The sequence below is a fragment of the Pelagimonas phthalicica genome (genome assembly GCF_004364805.1).
Taxonomy (GTDB): domain Bacteria; phylum Pseudomonadota; class Alphaproteobacteria; order Rhodobacterales; family Rhodobacteraceae; genus Pelagimonas; species Pelagimonas phthalicica.
In genome coordinates this window covers 991,151-1,004,595 of sequence record NZ_SOAP01000001.1, presented here as the reverse complement: position 1 = coordinate 1,004,595, position 13,445 = coordinate 991,151, and the positions used below count along the sequence as shown (strand labels likewise).

Here is a 13,445-nt window from a genome sequence, read left to right as displayed (position 1 = left end):
TTCGGGTCGGGCGTGAACCTTGCCGTGCATCATCCCAACTCCGCCAAACCAAGGACCGGGGTCGAAGGCACCGCCATGTCGCGCGGCTCCATCGGGTCCGCGTCAAACCCGGCCAAACCCGCCTCAATCGCCTGAACCATGGCGCAGGCCATGCCCAGCGGATCGCCCGCTTTCGCCACGGCGGTGTTGAGCAGAACCGCATCCATGCCGAGCTCCATGGCGCGGCAGGCATCCGAGGGCCGGCCAATCCCGGCATCCACGATCAGGGGAATATCCGGGAAATGCGCCCGCATCGCCCGCAAAGCATCGGGGTTGCGCAACCCCTGACCCGAACCAATCGGTGCCCCCCAGGGCATCAACAACTCACACCCCGCTTCGAGCAGTTTCTCACCCACCACCAGATCGTCGGTGGTGTAGGGAAAGACCTGAAACCCATCGCGCACCAGCACCCGCGCGGCCTCGACCAGGGCAAAGACATCCGGCTGCAATGTGTCGGAATGGCCAATCACCTCAAGCTTGACCCAATCAGTGCCAAACACCTCGCGCGCCATATGAGCCGTGGTCACGGCTTCTTGCACCGTGTGACACCCGGCAGTGTTGGGCAGGATCTTGCAACCTGTGGCGCGCAAGCCCTCCCAAAATCCATCACCGCTGCCCCCCGCGCTTTCGCGGCGCAGGGACACGGTGACAATCTCGGTGCCGCAGGCCTGAATGGCTTGGGTCAACACCTTGGGAGAGGGGTACTGCGCCGTGCCCAAAAGCAAGCGGTTCTTGATCTCGGTTCCATAAAACTGCATCGCCTCAGCCCCCTTGCATGGGGGCAAGCACTTCGAGAGCGTCGCCCGGGCTCAGCGTGATCTCGACGCGCTGCTCACGCGATACAAATTGGCCGTTCAAAGCCGTGGCAATCGCCGCCGAGGTAAAGCCAAGCTCTTGCAACGCGTCCGACAGACGCTCAGCCTGAACCTCAACAGGGTTCGAATTCACTTTGATTTGCATGGGTTTTGTCCTGAAGGAGTTGCGCGCACAGCCGTTTCGCCATGGCCGGAGCCAGCAGAAACCCGTGCCGATAAAAACCGTTCACATGGGTGGTCGCGCCGATCTGGGTCAGCCGGGGCATGTTGTCATCGAATGAGGGGCGCAGGCCGACGCCGGTTTCCAGCACTGCGGCCTCGCCCAAAGCCGGATGTAGCGCAAAGGCTGCGCCGAGCAGTTCCAGCATGGAACGCACCGTAATCGGCCCGCTTGACGAGCCTTCGATCATCGTTGCTCCGATCATATAGATCCCCTTGCTGCGCGGCACGAGGTAGAGCGGAATGCGTGGATGCAGAAAACGGATGGTGCGGGTGATCTCGACCTCATGGCTTTCGATCACCGCCATTTCCCCGCGCACCGGGCGCAGGCCCGGCAGCTTGGCGGCCAGACCGCGACAATCCACATCAACCTGATCCGGGGCAGGGGTGTCATAGTGGATCACGACACCCAGTGCCTGCACCGCCGCCGTCAGATCAACCAGGGCCTGACGCGGATTGATATGGGCTTCCTCACCAAAGAACAGCCCTTGCTGAAACCGCCCTGCCAAGGCCGGTTCCTTTTGTGCAACCTCATTGGCGCTCAGCATCACGTGGTTTTCCGTGCGCCGGGCAAAGCGGGCAAGCTCGGCCCGATCCCTGCCTTGCGCCACCACAAGCGTGCCGCGCTCGGTGACCTCGGTGATCTGACGCCACCACGCCAGCGCGCCAATACCAAGGCGCACCACCTCTGGTTCGGCTGTTTCGCCTTCGCACCAGGGGGCTAACATCCCCCCGGCGAACCAGCTGCACGGGTTGTCAGAGGGCGCAGATCCCAGCTCATAGACTTGGATCTCTGTCCCGCGTTTCGCCAGTTCATAGGCGCAGGCGAGGCCGGATACTCCGGCCCCAGCGATGCTGATCATTCGCCCGGCTCCAGCGCGGGCTTGGCCTCTGCCACAGGGACATATAGCTCGCCACCCTCGCGGAATTTGGCGGCCATGGCCTCCATGCCCTCTTTCTGCGCCTCGGCGCGGATGTCGTGAGAAATCCGCATGGAACAGAATTTCGGCCCACACATGGAACAGAAATGCGCCACCTTATGCGCCTCTTTTGGCAGGGTCTGATCGTGGAATTCACGTGCGGTGTCCGGGTCGAGCGACAGGTTGAACTGATCCTCCCAGCGGAATTCAAACCGCGCGCGGCTCAGTGCATCATCACGACGTTGCGCGCCGGGCAGCCCCTTGGCGAGGTCAGCGGCATGGGCGGCAATCTTATAGGTGATCACCCCGGTTTTCACATCATCACGATCGGGCAGGCCCAGATGTTCCTTGGGAGTCACATAACACAGCATCGCGCAGCCAAACCAACCAATCATCGCCGCACCAATGCCCGAGGTGATATGATCATAACCGGGCGCAATATCCGTGGTCAGCGGCCCAAGCGTGTAGAAAGGAGCTTCATGGCAGCATTCCAGCTGCTTCTCCATATTCTCTTTGATCTTGTGCATGGCGACATGGCCGGGGCCCTCGATCATCACCTGACAGTCATGTTTCCAGGCAATCTTGGTCAGCTCGCCCAGGGTTTCCAGCTCAGCAAATTGCGCTTCGTCATTGGCATCGGCGATAGAGCCGGGGCGCAAGCCATCGCCCAAGGAGAAGGACACATCGTATTGACGGCAAATCTCACAGATCTCTTCGAAATGCTCGTAGAGAAAGCTTTCCTTGTGGTGATGCAGGCACCATTTGGCCATGATCGAGCCACCGCGCGACACGATCCCGGTGACGCGGGTGGCGGTCATCGGCACCATATGCAGGCGCACGCCGGCATGGATGGTAAAGTAATCAACGCCCTGTTCGGCCTGTTCGATCAGCGTATCGCGGAACACTTCCCAGGTCAGATCTTCGGCAATGCCGTTTACCTTTTCCAGCGCTTGATAGATCGGCACGGTGCCAATCGGCACGGGCGAGTTGCGGATAATCCATTCGCGGGTGTTGTGGATATTGCGCCCGGTCGACAGGTCCATCACCGTATCTGCGCCCCAACGGATCGCCCAGACCAGCTTGTCGACCTCTTCCTCCATCGACGAAGTCACCGCCGACGTGCCCATATTGGCGTTGATCTTCACCAGAAAGTTGCGGCCAATCGCCATTGGCTCCAGCTCTGGGTGGTTGATATTGGCCGGGATGATGGCGCGGCCCGCAGCGATTTCGCTGCGCACAAATTCCGGCGTGACGTAATCGGGGATATTGGCGCCAAAATCATTGCCGTCGCGGTGGCAGGGCGAGGTTTCGCGCAACTGGTTTTCGCGGATCGCGACAAATTCCATTTCCGGCGTGACGATCCCGGCGCGGGCATAGGCCAGCTGGGTCGGGGCCTTGCCATCAATCCCGCGCAGCGGTTGCGGTTTGATCGGGAATTCCGGCGTCAAACGATCCCCTTCGACAAAGCCGTTATCCGCCGAGGTCACTTCGCGCCCCTCATAAGCTTCCACATCCCCGCGTGCCTTGATCCATTCGGCGCGCAACGGTTCCAGACCCTGCTTGATATCGGTCAGAACATTCGGATCCGTATAAGGCCCTGAGCTGTCATAGACCGGCAGCGGCGGCTCGCCCGCGGTGGGATGGGTCGAAATCTCGCGCATGGGGACGCGGATCTCGGGGTGAAGCTCTCCCGGAACATAGATCTTGCGCGATGCGGGCAATTCACCCGTGGTGATTTTCGGATTGGGGATGTTCATGTCGGTGCTCCTCAAGCGATCCACTCAAAAAGACACCAGATGAGCGTGGGCTGAGGAAAACGAGAGGGTGTACGGCCCCCTGTTTCGGTCCACACAGGTCGGGGCGTACATCTCCCCTGGCTGCGCGTCCTAGCTTCCTACGCCAGTATCAACTGGGTCAGGTTCAAAGGGTCGCGTCACCGGCACATGCCTATCAGCCTCTCAGCCCCCTAGGCGGGGCCCCCCTGCGTGCTTTTTGCTTAGACGAGCGATGGAGGTTTGGTCAAGTCGCAATTTTTTGCGGCTTTTTGAGCCCCGAAGTCTCAAAGGGGGCGTCTACACTTTCAAAGGTAAACGCAGCCTTGCAATCTTTCTTTTTGACCATAGGGTAACCGCCAGCCCGCTTTTCGGGCCGCGATACGAGATTGCGCAAACAGGTCTTGATCTTATCAAACAGTCGACAACGTGCCGACAGGGCGATAGGCTGACCCGGTGCGAGGACGAATTTCGTACCTTTGGAAGTGACTCGAGACGATGCAAACGCCCGGCCCTACGAAAAACAAATCTCTCCCGATACAGCGGGTGACGCGGGGCACCGGGGCGCGGCATGTCTACGAAGTTCTGCGCAAAGAAATCCTGACCCTGCAGTTGAAACCGGGCATGCCGCTGGATGAAACCAGCCTTGCGGAACGTTTTGTGATGTCGCGCTCGCCCATTCGCGAAGCGTTGGTGCGGCTGTCGGCGGATGGGTTGGTGGATATGCTCTCCAACCGCTCGACCCTTGTGGCCCCTGTCCGGCTCGAAGAGTTCCCGCGCTATATCGAGGCACTGGATTTCCTGCAGCGAATCAACACCCGCCTGGCGGCCGAGAATCGCACTGACGAAGATCTCGAGCTGATGGTCGAAAAGGCCAAAGCCTTTGAGCTGGCCATCGAAGATCGCGGTCACCTGCTGATCTCGGAAACCAATCGCGATTTCCATATGGCCATCGCGGATGCAGGCCGGAACCCGTATTTGGCGCAGGCCTATGGGCGGCTCTTGGATGATGGGCGACGCATCTTGCATCTGCATATGGGGTTCTTGCAAAAGTCAGAAAAAGACAACCTGCTGTCACCGGCCCATTTCGATATGATCGACGCCATCCGCGAACAGGATGTGCTTTTGGCCGATCAATTGGCGCATGAACATTCCCGGCAGTTCCATGACGGGTTTCGCAGCTTCATGACCGCGGATTACACCGAGGATTTCGAATTCGACCTGGGCTTTGATCGCGAAGACAGCTGAGCCCCTGACAGCCTACGACAGACCGACATCACAGATGCCAATCATGCAGCGTTTTTGCTGCTATCTTCTGCCGGATACTCAGGGAAATAAGGGTGATGGTGGAGCCTAGCGGGATCGAACCGCTGACCTCCTGCATGCCATGCAGGCGCTCTCCCAGCTGAGCTAAGGCCCCATCATGTTTGGCTGCGTTTGCTGCCGTGAGGCGCTGATTACGCCTTGCTGCGGGCGGGATCAAGCGAAAAAATCCCGCCTCGCAAAGTTTTTTTACGACTCGTCGTCATTGCCGGGAACGTCGGCGATTTCGTCCAGAGAAACGTTATCGTCCTCTTCGTCCTCAAGCATGGTATCGTCATCGATATCCACATCGACGTCGTCATCATCCAACAGATCGACGTCTTCGACATCTGCTTCTTTTGCTTTGGCCGAAGCCTGGTCTTCTGCATCCGCAGCCATCAGCGATTTCTTACCGGTGTCGAGGGCAACGACCTCGCCGGTATAAGGGCTGACAATGGGATCGCGGTTCAGGTCGTAAAAGCGCTTTCCGGTGGTCGGGCAAACGCGCTTGACGCCCCATTCTTCCTTGGGCATGGGTGGTCCCCTTCAACTCGTGGTCTGGTCGACAATCTGCGCCAACTGCCATAACAAGACGCCCATGTCAAAGCCTTTGCGGGCTTTTCAACGGGCAATTCAGTGTAAGGGCCATATGGGACAGATTCGCCTGCCGGGCAACCCTCCGATTGATGTCGTTTTGCGCCGTTCCGCCCGTGCGCGCCGCCTGTCCCTGCGCCTCTCGCAACTGGATGGGCGGGTGACCCTGACCTTGCCCAAGGCGGTGCCCGAATCACAAGGTCTCGCGTTTTTACGTGACAAAGAGGCCTGGCTGCGCGGCCATCTCGACAAACGTCAGGCGGATGTTCTGGTGGGCCTCGGCTCCGAGATCCCGGTTGAGGGTGAGATGCTGCGCATTGAGCCGGGGCAGGGGCGATCGGTGCGGCGTTTGGATGACGCGCTCTTGGTGCCCGGAGATCCCGCCCGTGTGCCCGCCAAGCTCAAAGGCTGGCTGCGCACATTGGCCCGTGACCGGCTGGCCGAGGCCTGCGATGATTTCGCCCACCGCCTGGGCCGTCCCTACTCCCGCCTGACCCTGCGCGACACGCGCTCGCGCTGGGGGTCCTGTACCCATGATGGCGGGCTGATGTTTTCCTGGCGGCTGATCCTCGCCCGCCCGGAGATCCTCGACTATGTCGCGGCGCATGAGGTCGCCCATCTCGCCGAAATGAACCATTCCCCCGCCTTCTGGGCCCAGGTCGAACGCATCTATGGCGATTGGAAACCCGCCCGCGACTGGCTGCGCACCAACGGCACCTCGCTGCACCGTTACAAGTTCGACTGAGATCGAACACAACACCCCGAGATCGCGCCCCGGTGCCGGTTAACCAAAAGAATCTGACCCGAACATCTGCAAACCCGCCGCAAGATTGACATCTTTTTCGCTCAGACAAAGCTTGTTCTCAGTAAAAGGTGCGCGTGTGCGAATAATCCTGACCATCTGCCTTTGCCTATTCGCCACCTCAGCGCTGACTTGCGAAAATGGGCAGGGAAAATTGCTCTATGATCTCGACACCAGGCCGTTTGAGGCCTTGGCCTTGGGGCAGGCAGAGGTGGTGGCGGTCGAATTCGCGGATAGGTCCCGATCCAAAACCTGCCTCAAGGTGTCCTTCACCAAAGGGGTGTCGGAAATCGGTCCGTTTTCCAGCGCGTTCAAAGTCCAAACCTGCTTTGACAGCGCAAAAACGCCACAGATGAAAGCGCTCCTGCAAGACCCAGACGCCGCAGTCTTCGGTATTGAACCCGGCGCACGAGTCGGGCTGGTCCTCATTCAGGATCCAGATAACCCCAACCTGTTTCGCTACGCTGTGCACAGCTGTTTTGGATTTTTATCCTTCCGCCTTGATCTGCCCGAAACTGACCTTGGCAAAGCTTCTCGTCAGGCTTGGGCCGGTATCCTTGCTGGGTTTCAGGCAGAACAAGCACGCCGCAGTTCAAAGTAGTGGACCGTCCCCCGGTCTTCTTTGGGCCAAAAATATCCCGGGGAGTCCCGAGCTTGCTCGGGGCGGGGCAGCGCCCCGACAACAGCCCCTCTTGACCCACCACCCGTTTGTGATCACAAACGCCTTATGCAGAACCCGAAGCCCCTCGAAACCGCCTCGGCCCATGATCGTGTCTATCGTGGGCTCAGAACCCGTATCATGCATGGGCAGATCGCGCCCGGACATGCGCTGACCCTGCGCGGCCTTGGAAAAGAGTTCGAGGTCTCCATGACCCCGGCCCGAGAAGCGGTGCAGCGTTTGGTGGCCGAAGGGGCGTTGCAAATGTCGACCTCGGGGCGGGTCTCCACCCCCGAACTCAGCAATGAACGCATCGAGGAACTCGCCGCTCTGCGCGCCTTGATCGAGGTCGAACTGGCCTCGCGCGCTTTGCCTCGCGCCCATATGGCGCTGATCGAACGCCTTCAAAGCATCAATAGCGGCATCGCCGATGTGGTCAGCAACCGGGACGCGGTTGGCTATATCCGTACCAATCTGGAATTTCACCGCACGCTTTACCTGCGCGCCCAAGCCCCGGCGATGCTGGCCATGTGCGAAACCGTCTGGCTGCAACTTGGCCCGACCATGCGCGCCCTTTACGGACGCCTGCGCCGCACCGAAGCCCCGCAATATCACCGCCTGATCATCGCAGCCCTCAAGGCCGGGGATGAACCCGGCCTTCGTTTGGCCGTGCGGTCGGACGTGACTCAGGGCCTGCGTATGCTGGCAAACTAGGGTGTTTCCAAAAGTTTTGACGCCATCAGCGGCTTTCGCTGATGGCGCAAACATACAAAGCTGACGCTTTTCCGATTGGTAACGCTTTCGCCCACCATTTCCGTACCTTGGTCTCAAATCTGACGCAATTTGGCGTCAGTCAGGTTGGGTCAGGAGGTATCAGAATGTTCCATTGGCCCAAAAGCCATCAAGATGTGTTGTATCGGCTTTGGTTGCTGCGGCGGCTGACCTTTGTGTGCTCCCTGTTGCCGGTCTTGTCTCTTGCCTCTGCTGGTGCCCCGATGGAAACCCTTTTGGGGGCTTTTCTTTTCGTAGCATTGCTCGCTGCGCTGCATGGCGTTGTTTTTCCTCAAGGCTGGGTGGATGCTTTGTCCTTGTCACTGGCAACCGCAATTCTGATTTTAATTGCTCCGCATTGGCCGTCATTCTTTGAACACCCGCTGAATGTCGCGATCCTGATCTATTTTCTGTTTTGCCTCATACCTTTTGTGTTCAACGCGATTAACGGACATATGCCGCGGCGCAACCGGTTGCGCGTGACCCAATACGAACTGGATGTCCCCGTAGATCGGGGTGCCGCGAGTTATCTGATCAGGCCCGACAGCAGCAATGGGGCCCGTTCCTATGGCCCTTGCCGCCCAGATGGGTTTATTCCCGTCTGGCTTGCGACAATCTTCCCGGACAAAACCAATGGCCTTGCCTATCCGACGCTTCAAGAGCGTCTGAAATCCGAACCCGATTACTATGTCAAAATTCTTCAAGAGCGAGGTTTTAGGCAGGTGAGCCAATCAGTTCTGGCAGGAAACGACGTCTTGTCCACGGCGACACGGCGCAGTGTCACAGTTATGGAAACCGAGATCACACCAATCTGTGAAAAACGTTGTCAGGTCACGATTCGCGAACAGGGAAACGCGTTAGATCTGTTTGGCGAGATGTTGTTCTGGCTGGAAGACGGTAATGCTGACCATCACCGTGAAGCACGTGATATTGCAGAGGGCAGGCCCACGCTAGCAATCCGTAGCCTGCCTCATGTCACTTTACGCATCCAACTGGCCCGCATGCTGCGATTTTTGCAGCCCTCAAAGGAGGGCTGACTGGAAGCAAGAGATTTCCTGAGTGTTTCGTCAAGCCGCAGCCAAAGCCGTATCCATCAGCGCTTTGATGGTCTTGGTCGAAGTCTGTGCCACGATGCGTCCCAGCTCCTGATCGCCTTTCAGCGCGACCAGCGTCGAGCGGCGCGGGATTTTCAGGCTTTTGACCAGATCCGAGCGGCCGTATTGATCCCAATCCACGTCGATGAACACGATCTTGGCGGCATAATCGGCATTCTTGGCCTTGAGTTGTTTGATCACCCGTTCCTGAGCGGCGCAGGTCGAACACCAGCTTGCTTTGAAATCCAGAAACACAACATCCCCGGCATCAAGGTGCTTTTTCACCAGCCCAGGTGTGTAATCCGTGGCGGCGATGGCCAGGCCGGGCAAGGCAACCGCACCGGCGGTCAAGGCAAGAAAGGAACGACGATCCATGAGAAACTCCTATGGTCAGAGAACGGGTTAGAGGGAAACGGAAAGATCAACGAGCCAGGCAGGCAGCACTTGCAGCGCCCAGGCTTCGATCACGTGATGCCAGCGCAGCAGCAAAGCCACGCCAACAAAAATGAACACCCCGCCCAGCAGCGGGCGCGCCGCAATGGCCAGCCCGCGCAGCTGCGCGTTATAGCGGCCAATCGCGCCGCGCGTGCCATAGGCAAGGCCCAGGATCAGGGTAGACACACCAAGGGCGAAAAACAGCATGATCACGGTGACATGCAGCAACCCTTCGCCTTGCGAGGCCAAAGCAATGGCACCGCCCAAGGTTGGGCCGATGCAAGGGCTCCAAACCGCCCCAAGCAGCAGCCCGCCCAAAAACTGCCCACGCAGACTGGCGCGGTCCACATCATCCATCGAGGCATCAGCACGGGCCGACATGCCCGCTGTCGCCCCAGCCAGCACTTCGCCCGCTTGCGGGATCAACAAGGCGAGACCGAACAGGATCATCAACACCGCCCCGGCATCTGAGATCATTTGCACATCAATGCCCAGCAGGTGGCCAAAGGCCGTGACGCCAACGCCCAAGACAACAAAGCTCAGCGACAAACCGGCGGCCATCGCCACAGGCCCCATCCGCCCGGATTGCAAGGCTCCGGCGATGACAATCGGCAGGATCGGCACCACGCAAGGGTTGATTAGGGTTAACAGGCCAGCGCCATAGGCAAATACATATTCCATGCCGCATGTATCGCTCACAGCGACAGAGCTGTCACTTAAACCTCTGCGCACTGGCGGTCACATCGCTGTGTGCAATGTTGCAAAATCCGCGACTGGTGCTTTGATCCGCCTTCCGCCATGTTGGCGCAAATTGCACGGATCACAACAGATTGGACAAGACATGAGCATCAGAACCACCTCTGGCCGCGCCACCCGCTATGACAGTGTTCTGGACACGGTCGGCGACACCCCGGTGATCAAAATCAACCGCATCGCGCCCGAGCATGTGAATGTCTACGTGAAGGCCGAGGCCTTTAATCCCGGCGGTTCGGTCAAGGACCGTCTGGCGTTGAACATCATCGAAGCCGCCGAGCGTGACGGTCGTCTGAAACCCGGCATGACCGTGGTCGAGGCAACCTCGGGCAATACCGGCATCGGCCTGGCCATGGTCTGCGCCGCCAAGGGCTATCCTTTGGTCATCACCATGTCCGAGGCCTTTTCGGTCGAACGCCGCCGCCTCATGCGCTTTCTCGGGGCCAAGGTTGTGCTGACGCCCAAGGCGCAAAAGGGGTTTGGTATGTACACCAAGGCCAAGGAACTGGCCGAGGCCAATGGCTGGTTCCTGGCCTCGCAGTTTGAGACCGCCGATAATGCCGATATCCACGAAAACACCACCGCGCGCGAGATCCTGGCCGATTTCGCCGGGGAGAAGCTGGATTATTTGGTGACGGGGTATGGCACCGGTGGCACCGTGTCCGGTATTGGGCGCGTATTGCGGCGTGAAAGCCCCGAAACAAAGATCATTCTCGCGGAACCCGCCAATGCCGCGCTGGTCAGCTCGGGCTATATCAACACCCGCAACGCGGCCAATCAGGCCACCGAAAGCCACCCGAATTTCGAACCTCACCCCATCCAGGGCTGGACCCCGGACTTTATCCCTTTTGTTTTGCAAGAGGCGATGGATGAAGGGCTTTATGATCAGGTGCTCAAAACCCCCGGCCCTGATGGCATCGCCTGGTCCCGTCGTCTCGCTGCGGAAGAGGGCATTTTCTGTGGCATCTCCGCCGGGGCCAGCTTTGCCGCTGCTATGGAGATTGCCAAAGACGCCCCCGCTGGTTCCAACATCCTGGTGATGCTGCCCGATACGGGCGAACGTTATCTCTCAACGCCGCTGTTTGACGGGGTGCCCGAAGTGATGAGCGACGAGGAAATCGCCATCTCGCAATCAACCCCATCCGCTCAGATGGGGTAAATCCGAACAAAACGCAATCAGGGCGGTTCAGCAGGTAAATTAGGCTGGGCCGTCCTGACACGGCGCTCAAGGTGTCGCTTCGACCAAGGGCAGGCGGTTCTTGCGATGGCGGCGCGTCAGGCTGTCTTTTTGATGACCGCGCAACACCGGGCGCAGTGGATCGGGCTGCGTTAAGGAAACCGCAATTTGCGGGTAGATCGTCGCCAATTCCTCCCAAAGCTCTGATCCCAGCAATTCCCGCACTTGCGGCCCGGGAAGCAGCGTTTCAGCCGGTGCCCCTTCGGCAAAAATCACCTCATGCGCGTCGCACAGGATGTGAAAATATCGGATCTGTCCGGGCCGGGTGTCCTGATGAATGCCCCGCATATCGGTCAGCTTTTTGGCAGCAATCAACACTTCTCTCTTGCCGGTCATGCGCTGGGCGATGGCGGATCGAACAAGCATCCTATGCTGCGGTGACACGAACAGGGGACGATGCGGGATACCCGGACCCAGCGCATTGGCCGCGATACGGATGGGTTGCAGCGCTGGGCTGCGCGTCCGTGTTGATGCTCCGATCCAGCGGATCCGTTGGGGGCCGTGGTCCTGCGTGATCACCTGATCGCCGTGGTTCAACCTTTCGACCTTGCGTTCGCCAGTCGGGGTCAGAATACGCGTGCCCTCGGCAAAACAGATGGTGACGATATTGTCCTGATCCAGGTTGATCATGACGTCATCGCCCGACGGGCTCCAATCAAGATTGCGGATCTGGATCGACGAGATGTCCGGCAGATCGCCAACCGTATCGTCAATCGCTGCAAAATACCGGTCAGACCCGCCTCCTACCGGCGAGGCGATGATAAAGACAATCTCGGATGTTAATCCATTTCCCGACAAATCAGCCGAAGAGCCGCCGCCATCATAAGTGACCGTCACGTCATTGAAACTGCCATCGGGAACGACAAGTTGAATATTATAATCCACCCCGTCGATGGTCAGGGTGCCGCCATTGCCGCTAAAGGTCTCGTTCAGCTCTTGAATTTCGGTTGCACTGTTGGACGCGTCCCCATCGGTATAGGTCGCGTTGTCGACAAGCCCAATGATATCGCCCCCGCCGCCCGCAGCGGTGGTAAAGGTTGCATTGGTGTTCAGCGATGACAGTTCGACCAGGTCGAAAAGCGGTGTGTTACTGGCCCCCATTCAACGCTCCTACAGCTTTGACAGAGTGTTGATCTTGAGACCTAATTTCCGGTTAAGGCGCGCGAGGTTTTTCGTGTCAAATGCGTGCCTTTTGACAGGCTGACCCTAAACATGCTGCCCGCCATTGATCTCGATCTCGGTGCCGGTGACATAGCTCGATTGGTCCGAGCACAGGTAATAGATCACATCCGCCACTTCGCTGGGCTGCCCCAACCGTTGCATCGGCAGGCCCTCGACGATCTTTTCGGTGCCCGGCGACAGGATCGAGGTCTCAACCTCACCCGGCGCAATCGCATTGACCCGGACACCCAGCGGGCCGAAATCATGGGCCATTTCGCGGGTCAAAGCGGCCAAAGCCGCCTTGGACGTCGCATAGGCCGCCCCGGCAAACGGGTGCACCCGTGACCCCGCGATCGAGGTCACATTGACCACCGATCCCTTGGCCGCCGCCAGTTCCTCGCGCAATCCGCGTGCCAGCACAACTGAGGCGAAAAAATTGACATGAAACACCTTGCCCCAATCCATGATGTCGGTGGTAAAGGTGTTCAGCCGCTCACCATTTGGCCCCTTGGGGGAAATCCCGGCATTGTTGACCAACCCATGCAATAGCCCATCCAGCCGCTCTCGGATCAGTTCAACCGCGTTGATCGTGTCTGCGGGGTCTGACAGGTTCAACTGGATATGGTTGCGTTCGCCATCAGGCCAGGGGCAGGCCGGATCATGCGGCTGGCGCGAACAGGTCAGCACCCGCCATCCCTCACGCGAAAACCGTTTCACCGTGGCATGGCCAATCCCGCGGCTCGCCCCGGTCAAAAGCAGCGTCTTTTGCATGTGAAACCCTCTCACTCGACAGCGTTGCTATCTGGCAAAGGTGGTCCCGAATGCAGGGTGTTGCAACCACAAAAGGCGCGCCCATCTCTGGATCGCGCCTTT

At 59.0% G+C, this 13,445-nt stretch carries 15 protein-coding genes, 1 tRNA gene and 1 riboswitch; of the genes, 6 read left to right on the top strand and 10 right to left on the bottom strand.

Annotated features, from left to right (window positions below):
- Positions 1–29: 29 nt before the first annotated feature.
- From CLV87_RS04980 to thiC, 4 genes are read right to left on the bottom strand one after another with little or no spacing between them, the layout of a single operon-like run.
- Positions 30–797: a thiazole synthase gene (locus CLV87_RS04980; RefSeq protein WP_099243140.1), complete on the bottom strand. Its 768-nt coding sequence runs from the start codon at positions 795–797 to the stop codon at positions 30–32.
- A gap of 4 nt (positions 798–801) precedes the next feature.
- Positions 802–999 carry a sulfur carrier protein ThiS gene (gene thiS / locus CLV87_RS04975; protein WP_099243142.1) on the bottom strand — a complete coding sequence of 66 codons (198 nt, stop codon included), beginning with the start codon at positions 997–999 and terminating at the stop codon, positions 802–804.
- Complete coding sequence (locus CLV87_RS04970) at positions 968–1,936, bottom strand: FAD-dependent oxidoreductase (protein ID WP_099243144.1); 969 nt, start codon at positions 1,934–1,936, stop codon at positions 968–970. The genes thiS and CLV87_RS04970 overlap by 32 nt, the downstream gene beginning before the upstream one ends.
- Positions 1,933–3,750 (bottom strand): phosphomethylpyrimidine synthase ThiC, encoded by a 1,818-nt coding sequence (gene thiC / locus CLV87_RS04965; RefSeq protein WP_099243146.1) that lies wholly within the window; start codon positions 3,748–3,750, stop codon positions 1,933–1,935. The genes CLV87_RS04970 and thiC overlap by 4 nt, the downstream gene beginning before the upstream one ends.
- Before the next feature lie 117 nt (positions 3,751–3,867).
- Positions 3,868–3,986, bottom strand: a riboswitch (TPP riboswitch).
- Positions 3,987–4,311: 325 nt separating this feature from the next.
- On the opposite strand from thiC, the gene CLV87_RS04960 reads away from it, so the two are divergent.
- The gene (locus CLV87_RS04960; RefSeq protein ID WP_235871846.1) at positions 4,312–5,013 is read left to right on the top strand and encodes a GntR family transcriptional regulator; all 702 of its coding nucleotides are present in this window, start codon (positions 4,312–4,314) and stop codon (positions 5,011–5,013) included.
- A gap of 96 nt (positions 5,014–5,109) precedes the next feature.
- Here CLV87_RS04960 and CLV87_RS04955 read toward each other — a convergent pair.
- Positions 5,110–5,185 (bottom strand) — tRNA-Ala (locus CLV87_RS04955).
- Between the two features lie 92 nt (positions 5,186–5,277).
- Entirely contained in the window at positions 5,278–5,601 is a 324-nt protein-coding gene (locus tag CLV87_RS04950) for a TIGR02300 family protein (protein WP_099243150.1), read from the bottom strand.
- Positions 5,602–5,716: 115 nt separating this feature from the next.
- Between CLV87_RS04950 and CLV87_RS04945 the strand changes: the two genes are divergently transcribed.
- The 4 genes from CLV87_RS04945 to CLV87_RS04930 all read left to right on the top strand — a co-directional run bounded on the left by CLV87_RS04945 (position 5,717) and on the right by CLV87_RS04930 (position 8,929).
- Positions 5,717–6,406 carry a M48 family metallopeptidase gene (locus CLV87_RS04945; RefSeq protein WP_099243152.1) on the top strand — a complete coding sequence of 230 codons (690 nt, stop codon included), beginning with the start codon at positions 5,717–5,719 and terminating at the stop codon, positions 6,404–6,406.
- A gap of 211 nt (positions 6,407–6,617) precedes the next feature.
- Positions 6,618–7,064 (top strand): hypothetical protein, encoded by a 447-nt coding sequence (locus CLV87_RS04940; RefSeq protein ID WP_133840694.1) that lies wholly within the window; start codon positions 6,618–6,620, stop codon positions 7,062–7,064.
- Between the two features lie 126 nt (positions 7,065–7,190).
- On the top strand, positions 7,191–7,835 hold the full coding sequence (locus CLV87_RS04935; protein ID WP_099243156.1) for a GntR family transcriptional regulator: 645 nt from the start codon (positions 7,191–7,193) through the stop codon (positions 7,833–7,835).
- Between the two features lie 164 nt (positions 7,836–7,999).
- Entirely contained in the window at positions 8,000–8,929 is a 930-nt protein-coding gene (locus CLV87_RS04930) for a hypothetical protein (protein ID WP_133840693.1), read from the top strand.
- A 30-nt stretch (positions 8,930–8,959) separates the two neighbouring features.
- Here the strand turns inward: CLV87_RS04930 and CLV87_RS04925 are convergent, their stop codons facing one another.
- Both CLV87_RS04925 and CLV87_RS04920 read right to left on the bottom strand, forming a co-directional pair.
- Positions 8,960–9,361 carry a thioredoxin family protein gene (locus tag CLV87_RS04925; RefSeq protein WP_099243160.1) on the bottom strand — a complete coding sequence of 134 codons (402 nt, stop codon included), beginning with the start codon at positions 9,359–9,361 and terminating at the stop codon, positions 8,960–8,962.
- Between the two features lie 27 nt (positions 9,362–9,388).
- Positions 9,389–10,102, bottom strand: a complete 714-nt coding sequence (locus CLV87_RS04920; protein ID WP_099243161.1) for a cytochrome c biogenesis CcdA family protein — start codon at positions 10,100–10,102, stop codon at positions 9,389–9,391.
- Positions 10,103–10,262: 160 nt separating this feature from the next.
- Between CLV87_RS04920 and cysK the strand changes: the two genes are divergently transcribed.
- Complete coding sequence (cysK, locus tag CLV87_RS04915) at positions 10,263–11,333, top strand: cysteine synthase A (protein WP_099244741.1); 1,071 nt, start codon at positions 10,263–10,265, stop codon at positions 11,331–11,333.
- Between the two features lie 66 nt (positions 11,334–11,399).
- On the opposite strand, the gene CLV87_RS04910 is transcribed toward cysK, so the two are convergent.
- Positions 11,400–12,512, bottom strand: a complete 1,113-nt coding sequence (locus tag CLV87_RS04910; RefSeq protein WP_099243163.1) for a Hint domain-containing protein — start codon at positions 12,510–12,512, stop codon at positions 11,400–11,402.
- A gap of 105 nt (positions 12,513–12,617) precedes the next feature.
- Positions 12,618–13,343, bottom strand: coding sequence for an SDR family NAD(P)-dependent oxidoreductase (locus CLV87_RS04905; protein WP_099243165.1), 726 nt, complete (start codon positions 13,341–13,343; stop codon positions 12,618–12,620).
- Positions 13,344–13,445: the final 102 nt, after the last annotated feature.

What these genes read in the sequence shown, in the direction of transcription:
- CLV87_RS04980 (WP_099243140.1), bottom strand. Translation starts at nt 797, where the DNA reads ATGCAGTTTTATGGAACCGAGATCAAGAACCGCTTGCTTTTGGGCACG.
- thiS (WP_099243142.1), bottom strand. Translation starts at nt 999, where the DNA reads ATGCAAATCAAAGTGAATTCGAACCCTGTTGAGGTTCAGGCTGAGCGT.
- CLV87_RS04970 (WP_099243144.1), bottom strand. Translation starts at nt 1,936, where the DNA reads ATGATCAGCATCGCTGGGGCCGGAGTATCCGGCCTCGCCTGCGCCTAT.
- thiC (WP_099243146.1), bottom strand. Translation starts at nt 3,750, where the DNA reads ATGAACATCCCCAATCCGAAAATCACCACGGGTGAATTGCCCGCATCG.
- CLV87_RS04950 (WP_099243150.1), bottom strand. Translation starts at nt 5,601, where the DNA reads ATGCCCAAGGAAGAATGGGGCGTCAAGCGCGTTTGCCCGACCACCGGA.
- CLV87_RS04945 (WP_099243152.1), top strand. Translation starts at nt 5,717, where the DNA reads ATGGGACAGATTCGCCTGCCGGGCAACCCTCCGATTGATGTCGTTTTG.
- CLV87_RS04935 (WP_099243156.1), top strand. Translation starts at nt 7,191, where the DNA reads ATGCAGAACCCGAAGCCCCTCGAAACCGCCTCGGCCCATGATCGTGTC.
- CLV87_RS04930 (WP_133840693.1), top strand. Translation starts at nt 8,000, where the DNA reads ATGTTCCATTGGCCCAAAAGCCATCAAGATGTGTTGTATCGGCTTTGG.
- CLV87_RS04925 (WP_099243160.1), bottom strand. Translation starts at nt 9,361, where the DNA reads ATGGATCGTCGTTCCTTTCTTGCCTTGACCGCCGGTGCGGTTGCCTTG.
- CLV87_RS04920 (WP_099243161.1), bottom strand. Translation starts at nt 10,102, where the DNA reads ATGGAATATGTATTTGCCTATGGCGCTGGCCTGTTAACCCTAATCAAC.
- cysK (WP_099244741.1), top strand. Translation starts at nt 10,263, where the DNA reads ATGAGCATCAGAACCACCTCTGGCCGCGCCACCCGCTATGACAGTGTT.
- CLV87_RS04910 (WP_099243163.1), bottom strand. Translation starts at nt 12,512, where the DNA reads ATGGGGGCCAGTAACACACCGCTTTTCGACCTGGTCGAACTGTCATCG.
- CLV87_RS04905 (WP_099243165.1), bottom strand. Translation starts at nt 13,343, where the DNA reads ATGCAAAAGACGCTGCTTTTGACCGGGGCGAGCCGCGGGATTGGCCAT.